Genomic DNA, 25,059 nt, shown 5'->3' with positions numbered 1-25,059 from the left:
CGCCAGGATGTACCCGTGCTGATCCGCTATGGTTATGAAATCACGCTGACCTGCCCGCAGCCGACCGCGCTTGTCTGCCTGCTGTCCATCCACGATGAACGCGGGCCGGATATTCGATCGCCGGAAACCTTCTTCACCACCCCGCCCGTGCCAAGCACGGTCTATCGGGACCTATTCGGCAATCGGTGCCGCAGGCTGGTGGCGACGCCCGGCGACTTCATGATGTGGGGAGATGCCACGCTTGAGGATAGCGGCCTTCCCACTCCGGCGATGACTGCCGCTCGCGAGGTGCCCGTTCCCGAACTGCCGGATGACTGCCTCATCTATCTGCTGGGCAGCCGCTATTGCGAGACCGATCGCCTCAGCCAGATTGCGTGGGACAGGTTCGGCGCGATTCCGCCGGGATGGGGCCGTGTGCAGGCGATCTGTGACTTCGTGCACACCCATATCCGCTTCGACTACACGCAGGCGCGATCCACCCGGTCCGCCTTCGAGGCGTACCAGGAAGGCGTCGGCGTCTGCCGGGACTTCGCCCATCTCGCACTGACCTTCTGCCGCTGCCTCAACATTCCCGCGCGCTATGTGAACGGGCATCTGGGCGACATCGGCGTGCCGGTGGTGGATCCCATGGATTTCAGCGCCTGGATCGAGGTCTATCTCGATGGCCGCTGGCATGCCTTCGATCCCCGCAACAACGTGCCGCGCATCGGCCGGATCGTCGTCGCCCGGGGCCGCGATGCGGCGGACATCCCGCTGATCAATTCCTTTGGCCCCCATGTGCTGAAATCCTTCCGCGTCTGGACCTATGAGGTGCCCGACGTGGCGGTCGTTCCGACGCCATGGGCTGCCCTGCCGGACGAACGATACTCATGAGCGAGGCGATGGGGCGCCTGCCCTCTGAACCGGCCGACTGGATCACCCAGGCCTTCAAGCGATTTATGAGCATCGAGGCCATGGCCGGTGCCATCCTGCTTGGCTGCACGGTGGTCGCCCTTGTTCTCGCCAATACGGGCCTGTCCAAAGCCGTGACTGGCTTCTGGGAGATGAAGATCGGCCTGCACGCCGGCGACTTCGAAATGTCCCGCTCGCTCAAGCATTGGATCAACGACGGGTTGATGACCCTCTTCTTCTTCCTGATCGCCCTTGAGCTGAAGCGTGAACTGGTGCTTGGCGAACTGCGCCAGTTGCGGGCCGCGGCACTGCCGCTCGCCGCCGCGGTGGGCGGGATGGTGGTGCCCGTGGCCGTTTTCCTGCTGGTGATGCAGGGCGGGGCGGGGACCGTCGGCTGGGGCACCGTGATGTCCACCGACACGGCCTTCGTCATCGGATGCCTGGCGCTGCTCGGCTCCCGTGTGCCGGAAAGCCTGCGCCTCTTCATCCTGTCGCTGGCCATCTTTGATGACGTGGGCGCCATTCTCGTCGTGACCATCGGCTATAGCCATGGCCTCAATGTCATCGCCCTTGGTGCTGCGGGCCTCGGCCTTGCCGCGGTCTGGGGCATCGCGCGGCTCGGGGTACGCAGCCTGCTTGTCTATTTCGCGCTCGGCGGCTGCATTTGGCTGGCGTTCGACCTGTCGGGCGTCCATGCGACTCTCACCGGCGTGCTCCTTGGCCTCATGACGCCAGCGCGGAGCTGGGTCAGTGATCGCCGGCTGCACGCCATTCTGGACCGGGTGACGGCCTATCCCCCTGGCGAGCGCTGGGAGGCGGGGACCAAGGCGCGGGGCGATCTCCGGCGTGTGGGCGTTGCCGCACGGGAGGCGCTGTCGCCGATCGAACGCCTTGAAATCACGATGCACCCTTGGGTCGCTTTCATCATCATGCCCTTGTTTGCGCTCGCCAATGCCGGCACGTCCTTCGACACGGCCGGCTTTGACCCCACGCTGACCCTTGCCATCGTGGCCGCCTTCGTCATTGGGAAGCCAGCGGGGGTCCTTCTGTTCAGCTTCCTTGCGGTGCGCCTGCGGCTGGCCGTCTGCCCGTCGCAGCTCAGCTGGGGTCTGATCGCGTCCGGCAGCCTGCTCACGGGCATCGGCTTCGCCATGGCCCTCTTCATCGCCGAACTGGCCTTCGCGCCGGCCCTGCAGGACACGGTCAAGCTCGGCATCCTCATCGCATCCGGCGTCTCCGCAGCGATGGGCCTTCTTGCGCTGCTTGCGGTCACGATGCGCCGACGGGTACCGAAAGCGCTGGCGATCGGTCCAGAACCTCGACCTCGACGGACATGAAATCGAATGCGTCGCTCGTGCCGGCGAAATTGCCCGTCACTGGCATCACCTGGCGGTTCGTGCGCCCCACCGCGACGGGGATCAGGTTGGCGCCCCCCACGCTGCGGTTGGTGGGATCAAACGTGATCCAGCCGGCTCCGGGAATATAGACTTCCGCCCAGGCATGGGTGGAGCCTGCACCGGCGCTGCCTGTCCCCTTCAGGGTGGGGTTGTGCATGTATCCGGAGACGATGCGCGCGCCAAATCCGAGGATCCTGACGGCCTCGACGAACAGAACCGCCATGTCCCGGCAGGACCCCCAACTGCGGTTCAGTGTTTCGATGGGCGTCTGCGTGCCCTCGTCGTCGCGCTCCTGTTAGGAAATCCAGGCCGTCACGCCGGCATTCAGGTCCTTCAAAAGGGCCAAGGTATCTGTGGAAGCGCCGCGCACGAAGGCCTTGCTCCAGGCCCGCAGACGCCCGATGGGATCATCATGCTGGGGAATGGCCAGGGCGCCGAGGTCCGTCCACTCCTCAACACTATAGGCAAACGGGTAGGCGGTGGCCGAAGCCGCCACGTCGAAAACCGGCCATTCAGCCGCGTCGAGCTCGATCTCGGCGTGGCTGTCGATGCACAGGCGGTCCGTCATGCTCTGGAAAGTGGCGGTGGCCACCATGTTGCCGGCAACGTCGTGAGCCCATGTGACAGTGGCGCCGGGGTCGATGGCCAGGGTCATCGCCTTCAGCCGCAGTTCGCGAGTTTCCCTAGGGCGCAGCATCAAGCGATGCGGACCCAGGAGCACCGGGCGATGATAATGGTAGATCGTGCGGTGATGGATGCTCAGCTGCGTCACAGGCCTCTCCGTGGTCGGACAGATCGGCATCGCCCGCACCCCGGCGGAGCGTCCCGCCGAAAGCGCATAACGCCCTGAACCGGCACGGGCACTGCCCTCTTCCGGCTAAGTTGCCGCTTAAACTTTGCTTTTCGGGGAGAGTGATCGCGCATTTCCGGGGCGACATCATTTCCCTTGTAATAATATAATCCAGCCCTCATAATAACTCATGAAAATAAATATGGGATTTTGCTTGTTTTTTGATACGACTTCGAATTAATTGAGCTGTCGCACCCACTCTTACGGGATGCGTGATCTTGGCCGCTTGAAGATATTTCGCGCGCCATTTCTCAGGCAATGTTGATGTCTCCGGCATGGGCGGCTGGAGAAGTCGATTTTTGCTGTTTAGTGGTCGGTCCATCCCCGGCCGCCAACCCGATGCCTCGCCTTCGCGGCGCCGCGCATCGGTCGGCCTGCACAGTCGCTTTCCCGGTCTCGCAATCCGGTTCGTGAGTTCTCCAGCACCCCTAATGTTGAGGCAATGACCATGGCTAAAGGCCAACTGCGCGGCAACCGCGAAACCAAGAAACCGAAGAAAATCAAACCGCCGGTGGAGGTGTCCACGGCTCTGAAAGGCTCCGTGACGCCCATCACGCTGCCGAAGAAGAAAGGATGAAGGGCCGTCATGGCCACCCGGACCAAAGAAATGACGGTCTCATTCCCTTACCCCTTTTCCCTCAGTGCCCTCGATCAGGAGCAGCCTGCGGGCCGCTACCGTGTGGTGATCGACGAGGAGGACATTCCGAACATCAGCTTTCTCGCCTACCGCCGCGTGGCGACCATGCTGCACACGCCTGCTGTGGATGTGCAGGGAAAAAGCCAAGTGTTCATGGTGAATTACGACGAGCTGATGCAGGCCCTCGCAGCGGACGAAGGCAAGTAGTTTTCACGGTGAATGAGGTGGTGGAATGAGCATTGAACGCATTCGGGCCACGGTCACCCTTCTTCGGCCTGCGGGGGCGGCCCTGTCGCTCCAGGCTGGCCTTCGGGAATGACCGCGCGCGCCGAACGCTTTTCAAATCCGCTTCATTTCCTGTCCGCAGCCATCGGCCTGAACCCGAAACATCCGCTCTGGGCGGATCAGCGGCCGATCCGCGAGGAGTTGTTCGGCGCCGAGCGCCTGGAGCAGCATGCGCGCAGTCTGGCGGCCGCTCAGCCTGTCACATCCCGCCCGCCCAAGGTGCCGCACCTGAACGGGCGCCTGAAAGAAAATGTCGCCGTTCTCCTCTCCGCGTATCGCAAAACGGCGGGGGATGCGGAAGGCGGGCGCCCGATCGTGCCTGCTGCGGAATGGCTGCTGGACAATTATCATCTGGTGGAGGAGCAGGTCCGGGAAATCCGCGACGACCTGCCGATCGGCTACTACCGGCAATTGCCCAAGCTCGCGGGCGGCCCTCTGGCGGGCTATCCCCGTGTGATCGGCCTCGCCTGGGCCTATGTGGCGCATACGGACAGTTATTTCGACCCGGAGATGCTGCGACGCTTTCTTGTGGCCTATCAACAAGTTGAGCCCCTGACCATTGGCGAATTGTGGGCCGTGGCCATCAGCCTTCGCATCGTGCTGGTGGAGAACCTGCGGCGGCTTGCGGACCAGATCACCGCCGGCCGCCAATGGCGGCGCGAGGCTGATCTTCTGGCCAATCAGCTGCTTGCTGCCGGCGACGCCACCGTGGCGCTTGACGCGGATTTCCTCACGCGCTCATCGGAGCCGTTGGACGAGGTGTTCGCCGCGCAGCTCTCCAAGCGGCTGCGCGACCAGGATCCGCGCACCACCCCCGGCCTCGCCTGGCTGGAGTCCCGGCTGGCCGCACAAGGCGCCTCGATGGAGAGCGTCGTTCAGCACGCTCAGCAGCGGCTCGGCGCTTCCAATGTGAGCGTGCGCAACGTCATCACCAGCATGCGCCTGATCTCCGACATCGATTGGGCCGACCTGTTTGAGAGCGTGAGCCTCGTCGACAGCCGACTCAGCGCCCGCAGTCCCTATGCGGCGATGGATTTTCCCACGCGCGATCTCTACCGGGGGGCAATCGAGCAACTCGCCCGCAATTCACCCGTGTCAGAACTGGAAGTCGCCGGGCTGGCGCTGGACGCTGCCGCCGCCTCCCGTGGCGCAGAGGAGGGCGGGGGCGAGCCGGCCGGCGACCCCGGCTACTATCTGATCGGGCATGGCCGCACCGCATTTGAGCACACCATCGGCTTTCGACCGCCGGCCAAGGTTCGGCTCACGCGCCTGAGCATCCGCCTGGGCATCATCGGCTATGTGGAGACCATCCTGGCCGTGACGCTGGGTCTTCTGGCCCTGGTGCTCTGGGCGGTTTCCGCGGCTGGCCTCTCCGGTATCTGGCTCGCCGTCTTCGGGATTGTGGGCCTGCTTCCGGCCAGCGAGGTGGCGACGGCGTTGGTGAACCGGGGCGTGGCGTTGCTGTTCGGCTGCGCCAGCCTGCCGGGGCTTGAGCTGGCGGACGGTGTTCCAGCCTCCCAGCGCACGCTGGTGGCGGTGCCGACCCTGCTGACCCATGCGGCGGACCTGGAAGAGCAGATCGAGCAGCTTGAAGTCCACTATCTTTCAGGCGCCGCTGGCGACCTCACCTTTACCCTGCTGGCGGATTTCCCGGATGCCGACAAGGAGATCCTGCCATCCGATGCCCCGCTGCTGGACCAGGCGGCGCAGGCGATCGCGCGTCTGAACGAGCGCCATGGCCCCGGCCCGGCCGGCGACCGCTTTCTCCTGCTGCACAGGCATCGCCGCTTCAATCCGGGCGAAAGCAAATGGATGGGATGGGAGCGCAAGCGCGGCAAGCTGCATGAATTGAACCGCCTGCTGCGCGGCGCGCAGGATACCTCGTTCATGGCCATCGCCGGTCGTGCTCCCTGGGTGCCGGCGGATGTGCGCTACGTGATCACGCTCGACGCCGATACACGGCTGCCGCGGGATGCGGCGCTGCGGCTCATCGGCAAGATGGCGCATCCCCTCAACCGGCCGATCTTCGACCCGGCCGCGCAGCGGGTGACGGGGGGCTACGGCATTCTCCAGCCGCGCGTGACCCCCTCCTTGCCCATTGGCCGCGAGGGGTCTTTCTACCAGCGGGTCATCTCCGGTGGCGGTGGCATGGACCCTTATGCGGCGGCCGTCTCCGACGTCTATCAGGACCTCTTCGGCGAAGGCTCCTATACCGGCAAGGGCATCTATGAGGTGGACGCCTTCGAGGCGTCGCTGGCTGGGCGCATTCCGGACAACACGCTGCTCAGCCACGACCTGTTCGAGGGCATGTTCGCCCGAGCAGGATTGGCCTCGGACGTGGAGGTCGTGGAGGAATTCCCGTCCCGCTACGATGTGGTTGCCCGTCGGCAGCACCGTTGGATGCGCGGCGACTGGCAGCTTCTGCCCTGGCTGATCGGCGGGCGCACGGTGCCGAGCGTCGTGATGCCGGTCGGCCGCTGGAAGATGCTCGACAATCTGCGCCGCGCGCTGCTCGCTCCGTTCACGTTCCTTGCGCTTTGGCTGTGCTGGCTGTTTCCCCTGCCGGCCGCGCTCACCGGCACCGCGCTCCTGGTTTTCGCCCTTGCGGTGCCCGCCCTCCTGCCGGTTCTCTTCAACTTCATGCCGCGCCGCCCCGGCTTGCGCGTGCGCAGCCACTTTCTCCAGGTGCTGGACGACCTCAGGCTCGCCGCCTCCCAGACTCTTTTGTCCCTCGCCTTCCTGGCGGACCAGGCGTGGTCCGCAGGAGATGCAGCGGTTCGCACACTCGTGCGGCTGTTTGTGACGCGTCGTCATCTGCTGGAATGGACCACGGCGGCGACATCCTCGGCGGGGCCGCGCCTGACCCTTTCTGGCTTCGGGCGGCAAATGGCCGGGGGCATGGGGCTCGTGGCGTTCGCGGCGGCGGGCGCGCTGCTGCTGGCGCCGGGCACGTGGCCGCTGATCCTGCCTCTCGCGCTGCTCTGGCTCGCTGCGCCCGCCGTGGCCCTCGCGGTCAGTCGCTCGCCCAGCGTGCCCGTCCGCGTCGCCATCGACCCGTCCGATGCCATGGCCTTGCGGCTGATCGCCCGTCGCACCTGGCGCTATTTCGAGACGTTCGTCACGCCCGACGACAACATGCTGCCCCCTGACAATTTCCAGGAAGTGCCACGGCCCGTCCTCGCGCATCGGACCTCGCCCACCAATATCGGCCTCTATCTGCTTTCGGCGGTCGCTGCGCGGGATTTCGGATGGGCCGGGACAGTCGAGACCCTCGAACGGCTGGAAGCCACTTTCGCCACCTTGAAGAAGCTGCCCCGCTTCCGGGGACACTTCTTCAACTGGTACGGCACCCGGGATCTGGCGCCCCTGCCACCCGACTATGTGTCGTCGGTGGACAGCGGCAATCTTGCCGGACACCTCATCACGCTGGCCAATGCCTGCGAGGAATGGACCCAGACACCGCTGGCCCCCGATGCCTTGCAGGGCATTGCCGATGCCCACGCGCTTGCTTGCGCGGCATGCGCCGCGTTGCCGAGCGCGGGCAGCCCATCCGCCCGGGCCGTGGAGGAGGCGCTGTCCGAGATCCATGGGCAACTGACCGGCTTGCAGGCGGCCGAGGTGATGACACCGGTGCTGAAGCGCTTGGTGGACAAGGCGGCCCGGCTGGCGCTTCAGCTCGCGCCGGCGACGGGGGAGGACCCGGCGGCGGACGTGGCTTTCTGGATCGAGGCCATCGGCCGGGCCGTCAGCAGCCATGACCAGGACCGTCTTCGCCTGCGCACCCCGGACGGGAGCAGTGGCACATCTGCGCGGCTCACCGCGCTCGCTGCCGCCGCACGCGCCATGGCGCTGGAGATGGACTTCGCCTTCCTGCTGGATCCCGAGCGCAAGCTGCTGTCCATCGGCTATGCGCTGACCGAGAATGGCCTCGATCCGAGTTGCTATGACCTGCTGGCCTCCGAGGCCCGGCTCGCTAGCTTGTTCGCCATCGCCAAGGGGGATGCGCCGACACGCCATTGGTTCCGGCTCGGGCGCCTCGCCACGCCGCTGGGCAATGCGTCCGCCTTGATCTCCTGGTCGGGGTCGATGTTTGAATATCTCATGCCCTCGCTGGTGATGCGGGCCCCGAGCGGCAGCCTGCTCGAACAGACCAACCGCCTGGTGGTGGAGCGGCAGCAGGCCTATGGCCGGTTCCTTGGCGTTCCGTGGGGAATGTCCGAATCCGCCTACAATGCGCGGGACATTGAATTCACTTACCAATATGGCAATTTCGGCGTCCCTGGGCTCGGCCTCAAGCGCGGCCTGTCCGAGAACATTGTCGTGGCGCCCTATGCCACGGGCCTGGCCGCCATGGTGTCGCCCGGGCTTGCCGTGCGAAACTTTGACCACCTCGCCCGGATGGGGGCGTGCGGGCGCCATGGCTTCTATGAAGCCCTCGATTTCACGCGCGCACGGGTGCCGGATGGCGAGGAAGTGGCGATCGTCCGCAGCTTCATGGCCCACCACCAGGGCATGACCATTGTCGCCGCCGCCAACACGCTGCGGGATGGCGAGATGCGCAACCGTTTTCACCGCGAGCCCATGATCCGCGCCAGCGAACTGCTCCTCCAGGAACGTTCACCGCGCGACGTCTTCATAGCCCGCCCGCGCGCAGAGGAGGTCCGTGCCGCCGCGGTGGTGGCCCGGGACGACTCAACCACCGTGCGCCACCTGACATTGCCCTTGTCAGGTCCGCCGGTAACGCATCTGCTGTCGAACGGAAGCTATACCGTCATGCTGACAGCAGCCGGCGGCGGCTACAGTCACTGGCGCGACATTGCGGTGACACGCTGGCAAGAGGACACCACCCGCGATGACAGGGGATCCTTCATCTTCCTGCGGGACCTGAGGCGCGGCACCTTATGGTCCCCCACCAGCCAACCGCAGGGTGGCGATGACGCGCATGGAGATGTCCTGTTCGGCGAGGACCATGCCGAGTTTATCCGCCAGGATGCCGGCCTCACCACCACCATGGATGTGATCGTCTCCGGTGAGCACAATGGCGAGGTGCGGCGGGTTTGCCTAACCAATACCGGTCGGCGCGCGCGGGAGATCGAGCTGACCTCCTATGCCGAGCTGGTCCTCACGACGCCCGCCATCGACACGGCCCACCCCGCCTTCGCCAAGATGTTCGTTCAGACCGAGCACCTGCCGGAATTCAGCGCCCTCGTCGCGACACGGCGTCCTCGCGCTCCGGGAGAACCGCGCATCTGGGCGGCGCACTTCATGGTGGTGGAAGGCGAGAGCGCTGGCGCCCCGCAGTACGAGACCGACCGCGCCCGCTTCATTGGCCGTGGTCGCACCGTTGCGACGGCCCGCGCCATCACGGATGGTACGCCGCTCTCCGAGACGGTCGGCACGGTGCTCGATCCCATCTTCTCGCTGCGCCAGAGCGTGCGCATCGCACCGGGCCGGAGCGCACGCATCGCCTTCTGGACTGTAGTGGCATCTACGCGCGATGAACTGATGGATCTCATCGACACCCATCACGACCGCAATGCCTTCGACCGCGCCCGCACGCTGGCCTGGACGCAGGCACAGGTACAGCTACGCCACATCGACGTGGAACTGGCGGAGGCTGCCGATTTCCAGCGCCTCGCCGCGCCGCTGCTTTGTATGGATCGCCGGTTCAGGCCCGCCTCCGATATCATCGTGCGCGGTGCCGGGCCACAATCCGGCCTCTGGCAGCACGCCATCTCCGGCGACCTGCCGATCGTGCTCATGCGCATTGATGAAATTGAGGATATCGCCCAGGTCCGGCAATTGCTGCGCGCCCGCGAATACTGGCGGATGAAGCGCCTGGCCGTCGACGTCGTGATCATCAACGAGCGCGCGGCCTCCTATGTGCAGGATCTGCAGATTGCCATCGAGACGGCGGTACGGACCCAGGAGTCGCGCTCGCAGTTGGGCGAAGCGCAGGTCGTCGGGGGCGTCTATGTGCTGCGCGCCGATCTCATGAGCACGGAGTCACGTCACCTTCTTCAATCAGCCGCACGCGTGGTGATGCTGGCCCGGGGCGGTCCGCTGGCCGGCCAGTTGGCCCGGATGGGCCACGCATCCGGAGCGCCGCTGCCGCACTGGCCGGCCCGCCCCGCGCCGGCGCAGTCGAAAGCGAAACGCCCGCCGCCGGCGCTTGAGTATTTCAACGGGCTGGGCGGCTTCGACAAGGACGGGCGGGAATATGTAACCGTCCTTTCCAAAGGCGACACAACCCCGGCACCCTGGATCAACGTGATCGCCAATGCGGGCTTCGGCTTCCAGGTTTCAGCCGAGGGCTGCGGCTTCTGCTGGGCGGGCAACAGCCGCGAGAACCAGTTGACCCAGTGGTCGAACGATGCGGTCATGGATCCGCCCGGCGAGGCCTTCTATGTCCGCGACGAGGCCACGGGCGAGCTATGGAGCCCCACGGCGCAGCCGCTGCGTGACGCGGGGACCTATGTGGCCCGGCACGGCTTCGGCTATAGCCGCTTTTCCCATGAGGTGAGCGGCATCGACCTCGACCTGCTCCAGTTCGTACCGCTGGACGATCCCATCAAGATTTCCCGCCTGACGCTCACAAACCTTTCCGGCCGGCCGCGGCGGCTCTCGGTCACCGCCTATGTGGATTGGGTCCTCGGCACGTCGCGCGGGGCGTCCGCCCCGTTCATCCTCACCGAGATCGATCCGCACAGCGGGGCGATGTTTGCGCGCAACCGATGGAGCACCGCCTTCGGCTCCCGTGTCGCCTTCGTCGATCTGTGCGGGCGGCAGACCGCCTGGACGGCCGATCGCACGGAGTTTCTGGGCCGTGGGGGCGATCTCGCCTCACCACTCGCTTTGGCGGGCAGCCGGCCCCTGTCCGGCATCACCGGCGCGGGCCTCGACCCGTGCGCGGCGCTTCAGACGGTCGTGGAACTCGGCATCGGGGAAAGCGTCGAGGTGGTGGTGTTGCTGGGGCAAGGCGCGTCCCTTGAGCAGACCCGCGCATTGATCGCAGCCTATCGTCAGGCCGACCTCGACGCGCCGCTCGCCGCTGTGACGGCGCATTGGACGCAGGTGCTCGGGGCCGTCAAGGTGAAGACGCCGGACCGGGCCATGGACATCATGCTGAATGGCTGGCTGCTGTATCAGACCCTCGCCTGCCGCATCACCGCGCGCTCCGGCTTCTATCAGGCCAGCGGCGCCTATGGCTTCCGCGACCAGTTGCAGGACGGCATGGCCCTGACGTTCGCCCAACCCAAGGAGACCCGCGCCCACATCGTGCGCGCTGCCGGGCGGCAGTTCGTGGAAGGCGACGTCCAGCATTGGTGGTTGCCCCAATCGGGGCAGGGCGTCCGCACCTCCATCTCCGACGACGTCGTGTGGCTGGCGTTCGCCACCGCGACCTATATCGAGTCCACAGCGGACGCCTCGATTCTGGACGAGGTTATTCCTTTTCTCGAGGGGCCGGCATTGCAACCGGGCCAGCACGACGCCTTCTTCCTGCCCATGCCCTCCGAGGAGCGGGGAACCCTGTTCGAGCACTGCGCGCGGGCCCTCGATCGCGCGGTGGCGCGCACAGGCGCGCTGGGGATGCCGCTCATGGGGACCGGCGACTGGAATGACGGCATGAACCGTGTCGGCGAGGGTGGAAATGGCGAGAGCGTATGGCTCGGCTGGCTGCTCATCCGAACCATCGAGTTGTTCGCGCCTTTGGCTGAGGCGCGCGATCCCGAGCGCGCAAGCCGCTGGCGGGCCCATGCGCAGTCGGTTTGCAGGTCCATCGAGAGCTCGGCCTGGGATGGCGAATGGTATCGCCGCGCCACCTTCGACGACGGCACATGGCTGGGCTCGAAACTCAACGCGGAATGCCGCATCGATTCCATCGCGCAATCCTGGGCCGTTCTCTCCGGCGCAGCGGATGGGTCGCGGGCCGAGGTCGCCATGGCCTCCCTCCAGCGCCACCTGGTCCGTGTGGAGGACGGGATCGCCCCCCTGTTCACGCCGCCCTTCGACCGGACGCCGCTCGATCCCGGCTATATCAAGGGCTACCCGCCGGGCCTGCGCGAGAATGGCGGGCAATATACCCACGCCGCCATGTGGGCGGTTCTGGCCTTCGCAAAGCTGGGGGCGGGCGACCGGGCGCACGGGCTGTTCTCGCTGCTCAATCCGATCACTCACGCCCGCACCCCTGAGGAGGCGCGGCGCTACAAGGTCGAGCCCTATGTGGTCGCTGCCGACGTCTATTCGGTGGCGCCCCATGTGGGCCGAGGCGGCTGGTCCTGGTACACCGGTTCGGCCGGCTGGATGCAGCGGGCCGGGATCGAGGGCCTGCTCGGCTTGAGGCGGCAGGGTGAGTGGCTTTTGGTGGAGCCGTGTATTCCCGCCACTTGGCCGGGCTTTTCCGCCACGGTGCGCCTGGACGGGACTGTGTGCCGCATCGAGGTGCGATCGGGACCGGCGGAGCGGGACGGGGCACCGGCCCAGGTGCTGGACGGACAGCACGGGGCCTTGCCGGAAGGGCCGGTGCGCATTGCCCTCGATGGCCGGTTGCACGAGCTTCTCATATGGCAGGGGACGCGATGACCAGATCCGATGCTCACGCCCGGCAGCCTGTGCACCAACCCAAGCAATGCGCGTACGTTGCGCTGTCTCCAAATAACCGGAGGCATATCTGCCGATGTGCTAAGGTTCAGACCAGCGTCACCCCGAGCTGTGAACGGGGCCGGCGCCGCCGAGCGATGACACGCCCCGCGCGTTTTCGGCGCATGAAAGCATAGGCTGTGACACAGGAACCGACCGCCCATTTCGAGGCCGCGAGCACCATTGCGGTTGTGGTCTCGTCAAACGAGCCGCTCTTGTTCCTGAACGCAGACCAGACGCTCATTGCCGCCAGCACGTCCTTCTGCCGCACCTTCCAGATCGAGCCGGGGACGGTCCCGGGTCGCCGGCTGAGCCAGCTGGGGCAAGGGGAGTGGGGCCTGCCCACGCTGGCTTCGCTTCTCAAGGTTGTGGCGGCAGGAGGCTCCGGCATTGATGCCTATGAAATGGACCTTGTGCGGCCGGGACAGAGCTCACGGCGCCTCGTGATCAATGCACGCCGGCTGGAAGATGGGGACATGGAACGAACCCGTCTGCTCATGGCTGTGAGCGACGTGACCGACGCACGCGCCGAGACGCGGCAGCGCGAAGACCTCGTGCGGGAGAAAGCGATCCTGCTGCAGGAAATCCAGCATCGGGTGGCAAACAGCCTCCAGATCATTGCGAGCGTACTCATGCAGAGCGCCCGGCAGGTTCAGTCGGAGGAAGCGCGCGGGCACCTCCAGAACGCCCATTCCCGCGTCATGTCCATCGCGGCGGTTCAGAGGCACCTCGCCGCCTCGGACACAGGGCAAGTTGAGCTTCGGCACTATTTTACCCAGCTGTGCGAGAGCCTCGGCGCCTCAATGATTGCCGATCCGGATCGGTTGTCGATCGTCGTGTCGGCGGATGACAGTGTCGTCGAGGCGGCCAGTTCCGTCAGCTTGGGGCTGATCGTCACGGAGCTCGTCATCAATGCGCTGAAGCATGCCTTTCCCGATCAGGCAAAGGGCCGGATCGGGATCGACTACCGTTCGTCGGGCAAGAATTGGACCCTGTCGGTGTCCGATGACGGCATCGGCCTGCCGATCGGGACGGATGCACCCAAGGCGGGTCTTGGCTCCCGGATCGTGGAGGCGCTGACCCGAAATCTGAACGCGACTCTCACCGTGAGTGATGCTCATCCTGGTGCCGTGATCACGATCCGCCACGCAGACGACGCCTGAATGATTTAGCGGATGTCGAACTGCACGATGGCCTTGCAGCGTAGGTTCTTCGTCTTGAGCGTGGCTCGGGTTGTGCCGGCCACGATGTCTTTGAGGGCTTTGTTCATGTCCGCGTTAGTCAGGTCCTTCACACGCCGCGTGGTGTCGACGCGCGGATTGTAGGTTCCCATCGACCTGTCGAGCGCGCTCGTCGCCTTCCAGCGCGTATCGCCGGGGCCGTTGCCGGCGATACGCTGCACCGCCTCGACCAACTCGTGATTATAGATCCGGCCATACTTCCGAAGCATCGCCACACGATACGACCGCAACGCCGTCAACTTCCTCGTGGCCGTCCGTGTCGCCGCGACCGTCAGCTGTTGGTTATGTGTCTGGACCCTATCGAATCGTGCCGGGTGCGCCAAATTCCGCCAATTCCCCTCCACAGTACGCCATGGCCACGAACTTGCGACTTTATGTCTAAGGTTCGGACTCGTTTAGAGCCAGAAGGTCACAACGGCGGCGAGACTTACGGCCGCCAGGAAGTTGCGGGCGAGCTTGTGGTATCGGGTGGCGATGCGGGCGGAAATCCTTGATGCGGCAAAACTGGCTTCGACCGGCCAGCGGTCCTTGTAGCGGCGCTCGTCATATTGGATCAGGCGCTTGCGGTGGCGGCGGCCAGGGTGACAGGGATAGTGCCCTGCTCGCGCAGGTTAGCCCTAATGCGGTTTGCGTGGTGTCCAAGATCAGCGATGACCCCCTTCATGCCGATGGTTTCGCCGATCATCAGGTCCACACCCTTGACGTCGGACGTGTTGTCGGGCGTCAGGACGAGGCGGGGGGCCGCGCGAGGTTGTCGACCAGGGCGTTGATCTTGGTCGTCCGGCCGCCACGCGAGGATGCCAATGGCATTGGCTTGCGCCCCTTTTGCCCCCCTCTCATGGTCATATCTCGGGTCGGGCCGCCCCGGCCCCCGTTGAGATAAGACGCCACGTGGTACATGCCGAACCATTGTCAGAATTCATGCTGTAGAGATGGGGAAGTGGACCGGCTCCGTCCACACTTCTGCGGACAATAGCGCAACGTCCACCACCGGTGGGCTCCTGGAGCCAGATCTGCCACTTGCTCGCGTCTAACTCAGCACCATCGAACCGTACCCCTAGACCCCTCTCCACCGGGAACGTCACTTCGACCCGGTTCATGCCGCCTGCCAGTCCTGATCCGTGAGCTTTCAGAAGAGCTTCCTTTATTGTCCAATAATCCAGGAAGCGCGAAGGACGAGAACACCGGCGATCCCGTTGCAGATTCGCTCGTTCCCGCTGGGTGAATGCGTCCTCGCAGTCGCCTTCGGCCCCTTCTGGCGCCGCCGTTTCAACGTCGATCCCCAGTTCACCGCCCCAAGCCAGCGCGCAAACGGCTAGGTCTGCGCTGTGCGAAAGACTGAACCTCAAGAGATGTCTCTCCGCGGGCAGGTTCAGGGCCAAGGGCCGTCCGGCAGGCTCGGCTCCGAAAAGCCAATGAACGGGCTGCCCCCCTGCATAGGCGGAGAGTGCGCGGCGCAGCAGCATTCGCGAGCCGACATATTGTGCCTGCACATGGGGCAGCAAGAAACGTTCGGCACGCATGCGTTCATGCTCGGGCAGAAAAGCACGCGCAGCAAGGCTTGCGTGCGGCGACAGGTCTGTCGTCCAGACGTGCACTTCACCCTGCTGAAGGCCGTTCAGCAATTCCGGCACCCTCATGGCGCGTCGGGACCGAAGGCGAAACGGATGGCCCGGTTGACCGCCACCGGCAGGACGGACATATGCGTCTCACCTTCGAACAGGACGAACTCGGGCTCGATTTGCGGCCGCTGTCCGAGGCGGTCGGCCATCTCGCGGGCATTGTCCACCACGCGGTTGGCGGCATAGCGCGCCCGCCGCTGCTCCCTGTCGTCAAGGCGCTCGTGGAACGGAGCCAGCGCCTGCTCATACTCCGCCGCGGCCAGCAGCACGCGCGTGCCCGTGCCGCCACTGAAGTGCGTCTCCGATCTCAGCACAACGGCATCCTCCCACCAGATGGCTGGGCTGATGGCGATCCAGCAGGCAAAGGCGTCGGGTCTCGTGAACAGAGCGTGCAGCACGAACAGGCCGCCGAAGGAATGGCCGAACAGGGCCTGCCGTGCGCGATCGAGGGGAGTGCGCCGGGAGATCTCGGGCTTCAGCTCTTCCTCGATGAAAGTAAGGAAATCATCGGCGCCGCCTGTGCGCACGTCCGGGCCGCCAGGTGTATGCGGTGGATAGGTCTTGCCCGGTGGCGGGCCCATGTCCCAGGAGCGGCGCACGCTGTCATAGGCGGCGTCTGTCGGGTAGCCGATGGCGACGATGGCTGCCTGCCGGATGCCGGTGCCGGTGGGGTAGTCGGCCTGCACGCGGATAGCCTCGACGGCGGTGCCGATCACCGCATTGCCGTCCAGCAGATAGAGCGCGGGCCAGCCCGCCTCCGGCGCCGCGCCGGGCGGAACGCGCAGGAAAATGCGATAGGGCGGTCCTCCGGCCTTGGGCGCGAGGTCGAAGACGATGGTTTCAGGAATGGAAGGGGCGTTTTCGGTCATGGTCATTTGCGTGCGAGCAGCCAAATCAGGGCCGGACCGCCGATCAGCGTGGCGATGAGCCCGGCCGGCATCTGCCAGGGGAAGGCGATCATGCGGCCGAGCCAGTCGGCCACGAGCATGAGGAGGGCACCCACGAGCGCTGCACCCCCAAGCTGGGGCAGGGCGCGGCGCAGTCCGATGCGGGTGGCGAGATGGGGTGCCATGAGGCCCACGAAGGTGAGCGGCCCCACCACCAGCGTGGCGATGGCGGTGAGCCCGGCCGCCAATGCCAGCAGTGTCAGGCGCACGCGTCCGAGATCGAGGCCGAGCGCCTGACCCGGAGCGTCGCCGAGCGGCATCATGTCGAGCCAACGCCCGCACAAGGGCGCCATTGCCAGCAGGATCACGGCCCCGGCCACGCACCAGGCGGCCTGGAGCTCATCCACCTGATAGGTAGAGCCGGTCATCCAGTTCAGCAGCAGCAGCCCGCGCGGATCCCCGCTGGCGGTGAGCGCCCCCACCAGCGCGTCGAATAGCGCGCCGATGGCGATGCCCGCCAGCAGGACGCGCTCCGGCGTGAAGCCGGAGCGACGGCCCACCACAAGAATGAGGAACAGCACCGAGAAAGCGCCCGTGCAGGCGGCCGCGACCTGCACACCGCGTCCGGCCGAGGTGAGGGTGAAGAGCACGACGATGAGGCCGAGGGCGGCGCCCGCACCCACGCCCAGCACTTCGGGGCTGGCCATGGGATTGCGCGTCATACGCTGGAGAATGGCCCCGGCGACCGCGAGCATGGCCCCTGCTATGAGGGCCGCCACCGCGCGCGGCGCACGCCATGGCATCAGGGCGGAAAGCTCGTCGCCGCGCGCCAGTGCCCATTCGCCGTCCGGTGTACGTCCGAGCAGCAGCGACAACACGAGGGCGCCCGCAAGCGCGAGGCCGAGTGCCAGCAGGCGTAGCATCTGGGACCGGCTGCGTGCCACCGCGTGGATGGGCTCGTGACGTGTCGGCGGCGTCGGGTTGCGCAGGCGCGGCAGCAGCCAGAGCAGCAGAGGCGAACCGAACAGGGCCGTGACGGCGCCGGTGGGGATGAGGCCGCCGGTTAGGCCGCCTGTACGCAGCACCAGTTGATCGGTGGTCCACAGCAGGCCGGCCCCGATGGCCGGCGCCCAGGCAAACTGGTCGCGCAGCCGCCGCGCGCCCGACAGGCGGGCGAGCGCGGGGGAGATGAGGCCGATGAAGCCGATGACGCCGATGCCGCTGACCACGAAGCCGGTCAGCGCGACGGCGAGACCCAGAGCCATCAGCCGCGTGCCTTGAAGCGAGACGCCGAGGCTTGCTGCACCAGCCTCCTCCAGCGACAGCAGCGTAAGCGGCCGGATCATCAGGGCGATGAGCGCGGCCGTGACCGCACATTGGAGGGCGAGGGCGGAAACGACGTCCCAGCCCTGCTGGCTCAGCGAGCCGCTGCCCCAGATGAACAGGCCGGTGAGGTAATGTTCCCTGAACAGGATCAGGGCGGCGGAAACCGAGCCGCAATAGAGCCCGAGCACCAGACCGGCGAGGACCACCGCGAGCGGCGACAGACCCTTGTGCCAGCTCAGGGCAAACACCAGGGAAACGGCGAAGGCGCCGCCGGCCAGGGCCACCCATTCCCGCCCGAAGGTGAAAAGACCGGGCGCCCATAATGTGGCGAGCGCCAGAGCGAGTTTCGCCCCGGCGGAGACGCCCAGCGTGGTGGGGGAGGCCAGCGGGTTGCGCAGGACCTGCTGGAAGACCGCCCCGGCCAATGCAAGCGCGGCCCCTGCCAGAATGGCGGCCAAAATGCGCGGCAGCAGACTGTAATGAATGACCAGTTGCTGCCCGTCGCTCGCGTCAGGGGCGAAAAAGGCCCGCGCCCAAAGTCCTGGCGGTAGCGCAGCGCTGATCTTTTGCAGCGAAAGTACGGTGGCAACAAGCAGGAGGCCGCCAGCCACCATCCAGGGGCGCACCTCGATGCCATGTGCGGGCCGGACCGTGGCGTTAGCCATGGGAGGGGGCCCCCGTCAGGGCGTCGGCGAGGAGGCGGGCGAACCGCGTTGCTGAGGGCAGTGCGCCGAACATCAGCACCGGCGGCAGCCGGCTCACGCGCCCGGCCTGCACATAGGGCAGGCGGGTCCAGAGCGGGTTCGCGGCGAGCGCCGCCAGCGTGCCGGGTGGAACCGGATCGAAAAAGATGAGGCGCGCATCCGCAAGCGGTGGCAGGCTCTCGATGCCGAGCGTGGTGAAGCCCCAGAAATTGGTTGGGCCGGCGTAGGCGTTGGCGACGTCGAGCCGCGTCAGCACCGCGCCGAACAGGCTGTTGGCGCCATAGATGCGCACATGGCGGCTGTCCATGAGGCTCACCATAAGCAGCGGGCGCCGGTCGGTGCCCGAAAGGCGGCTGCGGGCGGAGGCGAAATCCTGTTCCACCGCCGCGAGTGCCGCCATACCCTGGCTGACGCGGCCGGTCAGAGCGGCGAGCCGCGAAAGCGCCTCCGTCGCCAGCGCCAGCGGTTGGCCGTCCGGAACGTACATGGGAAAGGACAGTACCGGGGCAATGCGCTCCAGTCGGTGTGTGATCCCCGCGAGGTAGGGCGTGGACAGGATCGCGTCAGGAGCGAGCTGCTGAAGCAGTTCCAGATTGGGCTCGCGGCTGCTGCCCAGATTGACCACGCCGGCCGGCAGCGCTGGCTCGCCGACCCATCGGCGCCAGTCCTGAGCACCCACCAGCCCGACGGGCGGGAGACCGAGCAACAGCAGCGTCTCCGCCAGCCCATAGTCCAGCGCGACCAGCCGGCGCAGAGCCGGCGTGGCATCGGCAGGGGCCGGGACGGCTGAAACGCCGAACGGGGCGGCCAGAAGGCCACCCCGCATAAGCGTGAGAATGGTGCGGCGGCCGATGTTCCGTCGCGTTCCTGCGGAAGGCTGCTCAGGCATCGGCTGTGCGCGGAAGACCCGATGCCCGCTGCCGCGGCGCGCCGGTGCTGGTCCACGAAACCACCGGTTCCGGCAGGTCAAGGTCGAAATGCGGCCGCCCGGACAGCGCGTTCGCCACCACGGAACTGCGCCACGCCATGAGGCTGAGCTGGGGTTCGGCGATGCCGTGGCTGTGGCGACTGGCGTTCAGGGCGAAGATGCGATTCTGGCGCGGCCCATCCCAGGTGAGGGAGAAGTCCGGATTGACCTGGAACAACCCCTTGCGGTCGAAGGCGATCCGGTCGCGCAGCGGCGCAAGGAATTCGGGCACGCGGAAGCCATAGCCAGTCGCGAGCACCACTGCGTCCGCATGCACGATTTCGATGCCGCCATCGAAACCGTTGCGCATGACCAGGCGATATTCGCCACGCTGGCGCTCCATCTGGATCACTTCGCGGCCGGGCATCAGCGTGGGGTTGAGAGCACCCTCGCCCAGATGCCGCAGGGCATAGAGCCGCTGGTAGATGGCCTTCAGCGTCGAGGCCGATGCTCCGTCGCTCGCGAGCTTCTGCCGGGCCAGGCTGGCATTGCGCGCGTCCTCCCCGATGCCATGGAAGTCCGTCACATAGCCCGGCGTGAACAGCTCGTTGGTGAAGGGCGTGGCGTCCAGCGGCTCGAAATTGGGCCGCCGGCTGATCCACGACACCTCGCTCGCGGTTCCGACCTGCGAAAGCAGCGAAAGAAACACCTCCGCACCACTCTGGCCGCCGCCCACCACGGCGACACGGCCCGCGTTGAGCAGTGTGAGGCGCGCCGTCGCGGCAGAGGCGTGGAAGCAGGTGTCGCCGGCGAGCGGCATGGCGAACGCCGGTAGGTCCGGCACGAGTCCGATGCCCAGGCAGACGTTGCGCGCTGCCACCTCGCCATCATCGAAACCGAGCACGAACTGGCCCTGGCTGAAGTCCAGGGCCCGCACAGGCTTGCCGAAGCGCAGGCTCTCGATGCCGTTGGCGGCCCAGGCGAGATAGTTGGCGAATTCCTGCCGGGGCAGGGCGTCGAACTCGGCGTTCATGAAGTCATAGAAGCGCTTGTGCGCCACCAGATAGGCCATGAAAGACCAGGGGCTGGTCGGATTGGTGGCGGTGACGAGATCCTTCAGACAGGACGTCTGGAGTTCGGCACCGGGCAGCATCATGCCGGGATGCCAGGAGAAGGCTGGCCGCTGCTCGAAGAAGCGCGCGTTCATGTCCGGCAGGCCGTCCAGCTGCGCGGCAAGGCTGAGGTTGAACGGGCCGATGCCGATTCCGGCGAGGTCGAGAATAGGGTCTGTCATCGCTTCCAGGCTCCATGATGCCGCTGGCCCTCGGGTTCGCACGAGCTGCGGCGGGCTTCCTCAAGTCCGCGCCTCGGGATGCGCGGCGTCTGCGACGGTGATCGGCCGTTCATTCGGCCGCCTGTTCGAAGCCTGTCATGGCTTCGTCGAGCTTGCGGGCGAACCGGGCATGGAAGGCCGGCGCGCCGATGATGTGGAGGTGGGTCGTGCCCTCGATGATCTCCGCCGGGGCGGCGCGGCGTGAGAGCTGGCGCCAGTCGATGAGGTTGAGGCCGCGATTGAGCGAATCCGCCGCCGCCCAGGGCTGGATGGGGCAGTCATGGGGCAGCATCTTGTGGCGACGGAAGATCAGCGCGTTGTCGATCAGCACCCAGAACGTGTGCTCGCGGCTGCCGATGTCCGGCCCGTCCTCCGGCAGTCCTTCCGGACTGTTGCCGACGAAACGCAGGAACTGGTCGTAGGCGAGCGCATCCATGGCGCCGATCAGGTCGCGCCAGCGCGCAGCCATCGCTGTGCGCGCGAGCCAGGCCTCGACCCGTGCCGCGAGCGCCTCGCGTTCGCCGGGCGCGAAGCGGGGAATGGCGCCAATGGCAAAGTCCGTGTCCATGTCGCAGACGTCGATCATGCCGATCAGCTTCAGGTCGATGTCGCTGCCGAGCATCCGCGCCGCCTCGTAGGCGAGCAGGCCACCCCAGGACCAGCCAAGGAAAAAGCAGGGCTCGCCCTTCGAGTGGGTCCGCACCAGTTCCGCATAGCGGGCGGTGATCTCCGTGACGGAGGCTTCGCGGCCCTTGTCCTCGGCCAGCGAGTAACAGATGAAACCGGTGGCGGGCTGGTCCGGCCCGAGGTGGTCCACCAGCTTCACATATTCGCGGGTGCTCACCAGCAGTCCGGGGAAGCAATAGAGCATCGGCCGCCGGCCGGTGCTGCGCAGGTGGATGAGCTGTCCGCCACCCGGGCGCGGGCCGCGCTCGATGGCGGTTGCCAGGTCGCGGATGGTCTGGTGGTTGAAGAGGTCCGCGATGGCGACGTCCGCCTCCGGCTTGAGCTTCCGGATACGGCCGAGGATGCGCAGTGCGGCCATGGAGTTGCCGCCCATCTCGAAGAAATTCTGCGTGACCCCGACCTCAGGCAGCCCCAGCGTGTCGCACCACATGGCGCAGATGTCCGCCTCCAGTGGCGTGGAGGGCGGAACCACTTCCAGCAGCGCGAAGCCCGGCGCCGGCAGGGCGGCGCGATCGAGCTTGCTGTTGGCGTTGAGCGGCATCTTCTCCAGCACCACGACGGCGGAGGGCACCATATGCTCGGGCAGGAGCCCGGCGAGGGCGCGGCGCACCTCCGCTCCGTCGAGGCGGGCACCGCGGGCCGGGACCGCATAGGCCACGAGCGCCGGCTGGCCGGCGTCGTGGCGCAACACGACCGCGCATTCACTGACACCCGGCAGGGTGCGCAGGGCGGCCTCGATCTCGCCGGGTTCGATGCGGTATCCGCGCAGCTTGACCTGATGGTCCACGCGGCCGACGAATTCGACCGTTCCGTCCTCGCGCCAGCGGGCCAGATCGCCCGAGGCGTAAAGCCGCCCACCGTCCGCGCCGAAGGGATCGGGAATGAAGCGCTCTGCGGTGGCGCCGGGCCGGTTCACATAGCCGCGGGCAACGCCGTCGCCGCCGATATAGAGTTCCCCCGTAACCCCGATCGGCACCGGGTTGAGATCGGGATCGAGCACGTAGATGCGCCGGAGCCCGACCGCCCGACCGATGGGGGCGTACATGCCTTCGAAGGAGGTGCCGGACCGGACTTTCCACACCATCGGCGTCATGATGGTCTCTGTCGGACCATAGCCGTTGATCAGCGTCTGCGCCTTCAGGGCGCGGGAGAAGAGGTCGAAGGTGGCCTGCGCCATGCCTTCGCCGCCGAAGGAATAGAGCCGCACCGGCGGGGCCTCTCCGGTCGCTTCGGCCCATTCGGCCAACTGCTGGACATAGGTGGTGGGAAAGCTGGCATTGTTGACGCCATGGCGGCGCATGGCGGCGAAGGTTTCCTCGGGCGTCCAGAGCGGCTTGTCGGGCAGGACGATGCTGCCGCCGAGCATGAGCGGCACCATCCAGCGCTCGTGCCCGCCGTCGGACGAGAAGGGCAGGAAGGGCAGCTCCCGTGACGTCTCGTCCATCTCATAGACCCGCGCGGTCGCCTGCAGGTGCCGGGTCAGCGGTCCGTGTTCCACCGCCACGCCCTTGGGCTTGCCCGTGGAGCCGGAGGTGTAGATCACATAGGCCAGCTGCCGGTCGGAGATGGTCGCCAGCGGGTCGCTGTCGGGCACCTCGGCAAGATTCATGGCGTCGAGTTCTATGACCGTCGTGCCCTGCGCGGGGCGCAGCTTGGCGCGCAGCGCGCGCGTGGTCAGGATCACGGCCACACCGGCATCGGCGAGAATATGGTCGTTGCGCTGGGCGGGGTGGTCCGGCTCGACGGGAATGAAGGCTGCGCCCGCCTTGAGAACGCCGAGGATGGCGCCGATGGCTTCAGGCGACCGCCGCAGGGCGACCGCCACGCAGCTCTCGCGCCGGGCTCCGGCGGCGAGCAGCATATTGGCGATCCGGTTGGCGTAGTGATCAAGTGCCGCGCGGGTCCACACCGCGTCGCCGAAAAAGACGGCCGGTGTGTCCGGCGCCCGCGGGACGTGCCCGGCAATCAGCGCATGGACCGGCCGGGGATCATCCCGGGCACCATCGGGATAGGGCCGGGACAGCGCCTCAAGCTCGGCCGGCGAGACGAGTTGGATGTCCCTGAGGCTTTTTTCAGGGCCGGCAGATGCCGCACCGATGATCCGCGCCAGATGGGTCAGCGCGCGGCCGACGAGGCGCGGGTCGAACTGCCCCCGCGGATGATCCAGCACGAGTTCGATGCCGCCGTCCGGAAGATCGCGGGAGATGAAGAGGAAATCGGCATCCAGCGGCAAAGGAGGCTGGGCGATGGCGGTGATCCTCAGTCCGCCGGGCGTGGTGACGACGGCCGGCGGCAAGGGCCGGTGCATGTGCACGCTGGGCAGGAAGCCGCGCCCGTTATCCTCGTTGTTGACCCAGAAGGTCTGGGCCAGCGTCTCGAACGGCACGTAATGGCTGCGCGCCGCCTCCAACGCCTCCGCCACGCGACCGAGGGCGTCCTTGAACGAGAGGCCGGAGGAGAGGTCGAGCAGCAGCGGCAGCACGTCGGCCACGCGGCCGATCTCCCGCCGTTCGCCGCCGAGGGGGGCGTCTAGCGCGACGCCGTACTTCAGCCGGGCCTGTCCGCTGTAGCGGGTCAACAGGACGCCGAATGCGGCAGACAGAAACAGCGCAAGCGATGTGCCGCAGGCCGCGGCTGCCGCGCGGGCGGCGTCCGCCTCGGCCGTGCCCAGCGTCAGGAGCTGCGCGCTGCGCGCGCCATCCACCCGTGTCTCGCGTCGCCAAGCGAGGGGGAGCGTCGCGTCGGCGTGGTCGTCCGCAAGGCGGGTTTCCCACCGCGACAGAGCCTCCGCGCTGGCCTCGGGCCTCTCCAGCCAGGCCAGCGGCGCCCCGGCCAGCGACAAGCCGGCTGAACCTGCCTCCGCATCCGCGTAGAGCAGGGCGAAACTGTCGGCGAGAATGTCGAGCGAGGCGCTATCACAGATGATCGGGTGCAGCACGATCAACAGACGGGCCTCGTGCGCCGAAAGGCGAACCAGCGCCGCCCCCGCGGGCACCCCGCTCTCGATGTCTGGAACGGCAAGCTCGTTCCGTATCCGCTGATACGCGTGCGCCGTATCGCCGCCGGTCTGAGCGGAGAGGTCGCAGACGGACAGCGGCAGCGCTGCCGCATTGTCGGGCAACTGGAGTACGCGCCCTCCGGGATGTACGCGGAACCGCAGACGCAGGGCGGGATGGCGGAGTGCAAGCCGGTCGAGCGCGGTTCGAAGCGTCGTGACATCCAGCGGCCCGGAGAGGCCGAGCTCCAGCAGCGGACGCCCAGCGACGGCGCTGTTGCCGATCTGCTCCAGCGACCAGACGCGACGCTGGGACGGGGTCAGATCATAGCCGTTGAGTTCGTGATCCTGTGTCTCCACGGCGGCATCGGCGTGCGTCATCGCGCGGCCTCCCGGTCGGAGCTGGGGCGCAGATCCGCCCATGTGGCCTCCACGTAGGCGAGGCAATGTGCGGCGCTTCCGGTGACGGCGACGGCCTGCCATCCGGTGGGAACGGGCCGCCAGACCGGCCAGAGGGCATGGCGTCCCTCCCGGTCCCGCACGACCGCGTGCGTCTCGTCCTTGCCTGGCTTGTCGTGCCTCATCGTGCTCTCCCCGCTGCGGCCCTGTTGGCTAAGACGAACGGGGCCCCGCCGCATTTAGGCGCGGGATCCAAAA

General features: G+C 66.8%; 13 protein-coding genes and 3 pseudogenes. 7 read left to right on the top strand and 9 right to left on the bottom strand.

Annotated elements, in window-relative coordinates; translation table 11 throughout:
* Positions 1 to 15 precede the first annotated feature (15 nt).
* Positions 16 to 873 (top strand): transglutaminase family protein, encoded by an 858-nt coding sequence (locus DFO45_RS15395; RefSeq protein ID WP_133865559.1) that lies wholly within the window; start codon positions 16 to 18, stop codon positions 871 to 873.
* On the top strand, positions 870 to 2,228 hold the full coding sequence (nhaA, locus tag DFO45_RS15390) for a Na+/H+ antiporter NhaA (protein WP_133865558.1): 1,359 nt from the start codon (positions 870 to 872) through the stop codon (positions 2,226 to 2,228). Before DFO45_RS15395 ends, nhaA begins: the two co-directional genes overlap by 4 nt.
* Here the strand turns inward: nhaA and DFO45_RS15385 are convergent.
* Positions 2,161 to 3,060, bottom strand: a pseudogene (locus DFO45_RS15385) (transglutaminase family protein). The gene nhaA and the pseudogene DFO45_RS15385 overlap by 68 nt on opposite strands.
* A 526-nt stretch (positions 3,061 to 3,586) precedes the next feature.
* Between DFO45_RS15385 and DFO45_RS25425 the strand changes: the two are divergent.
* The 4 genes from DFO45_RS25425 (at position 3,587) to DFO45_RS15370 (ending at position 13,863) form a co-directional block, all read left to right on the top strand.
* On the top strand, positions 3,587 to 3,715 hold the full coding sequence (locus DFO45_RS25425) for a hypothetical protein (RefSeq protein WP_280960287.1): 129 nt from the start codon (positions 3,587 to 3,589) through the stop codon (positions 3,713 to 3,715).
* Between the two features lie 9 nt (positions 3,716 to 3,724).
* Positions 3,725 to 3,982: a hypothetical protein gene (locus DFO45_RS15380; RefSeq protein WP_133865557.1), complete on the top strand. Its 258-nt coding sequence runs from the start codon at positions 3,725 to 3,727 to the stop codon at positions 3,980 to 3,982.
* A gap of 108 nt (positions 3,983 to 4,090) precedes the next feature.
* Complete coding sequence (locus tag DFO45_RS15375) at positions 4,091 to 12,643, top strand: glucoamylase family protein (protein ID WP_133865556.1); 8,553 nt, start codon at positions 4,091 to 4,093, stop codon at positions 12,641 to 12,643.
* A gap of 197 nt (positions 12,644 to 12,840) precedes the next feature.
* On the top strand, positions 12,841 to 13,863 hold the full coding sequence (locus DFO45_RS15370; protein ID WP_133865555.1) for a histidine kinase dimerization/phosphoacceptor domain -containing protein: 1,023 nt from the start codon (positions 12,841 to 12,843) through the stop codon (positions 13,861 to 13,863).
* A gap of 134 nt (positions 13,864 to 13,997) precedes the next feature.
* Here DFO45_RS15370 and DFO45_RS15365 read toward each other — a convergent pair.
* Positions 13,998 to 14,138, bottom strand: a pseudogene (locus DFO45_RS15365) (DUF932 domain-containing protein); the annotation flags it as partial.
* Between the two features lies 1 nt (position 14,139).
* Here DFO45_RS15365 and DFO45_RS15360 point away from each other — a divergent pair.
* Positions 14,140 to 14,226: pseudogene (locus DFO45_RS15360) on the top strand (IS5/IS1182 family transposase); the annotation flags it as partial.
* A gap of 268 nt (positions 14,227 to 14,494) precedes the next feature.
* On the opposite strand, the gene DFO45_RS25420 reads toward DFO45_RS15360, so the two are convergent.
* From DFO45_RS25420 to DFO45_RS15320, 7 genes are all read right to left on the bottom strand, one after another.
* The gene (locus tag DFO45_RS25420; protein WP_280960286.1) at positions 14,495 to 14,626 is read right to left on the bottom strand and encodes a hypothetical protein; all 132 of its coding nucleotides are present in this window, start codon (positions 14,624 to 14,626) and stop codon (positions 14,495 to 14,497) included.
* A gap of 951 nt (positions 14,627 to 15,577) precedes the next feature.
* The gene (locus tag DFO45_RS15345; RefSeq protein WP_133865553.1) at positions 15,578 to 16,432 is read right to left on the bottom strand and encodes an alpha/beta hydrolase-fold protein; all 855 of its coding nucleotides are present in this window, start codon (positions 16,430 to 16,432) and stop codon (positions 15,578 to 15,580) included.
* 2 nt (positions 16,433 to 16,434) lie between these two features.
* Positions 16,435 to 18,441, bottom strand: coding sequence for a Fe(3+)-hydroxamate ABC transporter permease FhuB (gene fhuB, locus DFO45_RS15340; protein ID WP_133865552.1), 2,007 nt, complete (start codon positions 18,439 to 18,441; stop codon positions 16,435 to 16,437).
* Complete coding sequence (locus DFO45_RS15335; RefSeq protein ID WP_245518113.1) at positions 18,434 to 19,369, bottom strand: ABC transporter substrate-binding protein; 936 nt, start codon at positions 19,367 to 19,369, stop codon at positions 18,434 to 18,436. Before DFO45_RS15335 ends, fhuB begins: the two co-directional genes overlap by 8 nt.
* Positions 19,362 to 20,681, bottom strand: a complete 1,320-nt coding sequence (locus DFO45_RS15330) for a SidA/IucD/PvdA family monooxygenase (RefSeq protein ID WP_133865551.1) — start codon at positions 20,679 to 20,681, stop codon at positions 19,362 to 19,364. The genes DFO45_RS15335 and DFO45_RS15330 overlap by 8 nt, the downstream gene beginning before the upstream one ends.
* A gap of 109 nt (positions 20,682 to 20,790) precedes the next feature.
* Positions 20,791 to 24,783 carry a non-ribosomal peptide synthetase gene (locus DFO45_RS15325; protein WP_133865550.1) on the bottom strand — a complete coding sequence of 1,331 codons (3,993 nt, stop codon included), beginning with the start codon at positions 24,781 to 24,783 and terminating at the stop codon, positions 20,791 to 20,793.
* Complete coding sequence (locus tag DFO45_RS15320; RefSeq protein ID WP_133865549.1) at positions 24,780 to 24,986, bottom strand: MbtH family NRPS accessory protein; 207 nt, start codon at positions 24,984 to 24,986, stop codon at positions 24,780 to 24,782. The genes DFO45_RS15325 and DFO45_RS15320 overlap by 4 nt, the downstream gene beginning before the upstream one ends.
* Between the last annotated feature and the right edge of the window lie 73 nt (positions 24,987 to 25,059).

The organism is Azorhizobium sp. AG788 (assembly GCF_004364705.1).
GTDB lineage: Bacteria > Pseudomonadota > Alphaproteobacteria > Rhizobiales > Xanthobacteraceae > Azorhizobium > Azorhizobium caulinodans.
The sequence above is the reverse complement of the archived record's forward strand: the minus strand, read 5'-3'. Positions and strand labels throughout refer to the sequence as shown.

Excerpts from the sequence above, each read along its gene's own strand:
- nhaA (WP_133865558.1), top strand. The coding sequence starts at position 870 with ATGAGCGAGGCGATGGGGCGCCTGCCCTCTGAACCGGCCGACTGGATC.
- DFO45_RS25425 (WP_280960287.1), top strand. The coding sequence starts at position 3,587 with ATGGCTAAAGGCCAACTGCGCGGCAACCGCGAAACCAAGAAACCGAAG.
- DFO45_RS15380 (WP_133865557.1), top strand. The coding sequence starts at position 3,725 with ATGGCCACCCGGACCAAAGAAATGACGGTCTCATTCCCTTACCCCTTT.
- DFO45_RS15375 (WP_133865556.1), top strand. The coding sequence starts at position 4,091 with ATGACCGCGCGCGCCGAACGCTTTTCAAATCCGCTTCATTTCCTGTCC.
- DFO45_RS25420 (WP_280960286.1), bottom strand. The coding sequence starts at position 14,626 with ATGATCGGCGAAACCATCGGCATGAAGGGGGTCATCGCTGATCTTGGA.
- DFO45_RS15345 (WP_133865553.1), bottom strand. The coding sequence starts at position 16,432 with ATGACCGAAAACGCCCCTTCCATTCCTGAAACCATCGTCTTCGACCTC.
- fhuB (WP_133865552.1), bottom strand. The coding sequence starts at position 18,441 with ATGGCTAACGCCACGGTCCGGCCCGCACATGGCATCGAGGTGCGCCCC.
- DFO45_RS15335 (WP_245518113.1), bottom strand. The coding sequence starts at position 19,369 with ATGCCTGAGCAGCCTTCCGCAGGAACGCGACGGAACATCGGCCGCCGC.
- DFO45_RS15330 (WP_133865551.1), bottom strand. The coding sequence starts at position 20,681 with ATGACAGACCCTATTCTCGACCTCGCCGGAATCGGCATCGGCCCGTTC.
- DFO45_RS15325 (WP_133865550.1), bottom strand. The coding sequence starts at position 24,783 with ATGACGCACGCCGATGCCGCCGTGGAGACACAGGATCACGAACTCAAC.
- DFO45_RS15320 (WP_133865549.1), bottom strand. The coding sequence starts at position 24,986 with ATGAGGCACGACAAGCCAGGCAAGGACGAGACGCACGCGGTCGTGCGG.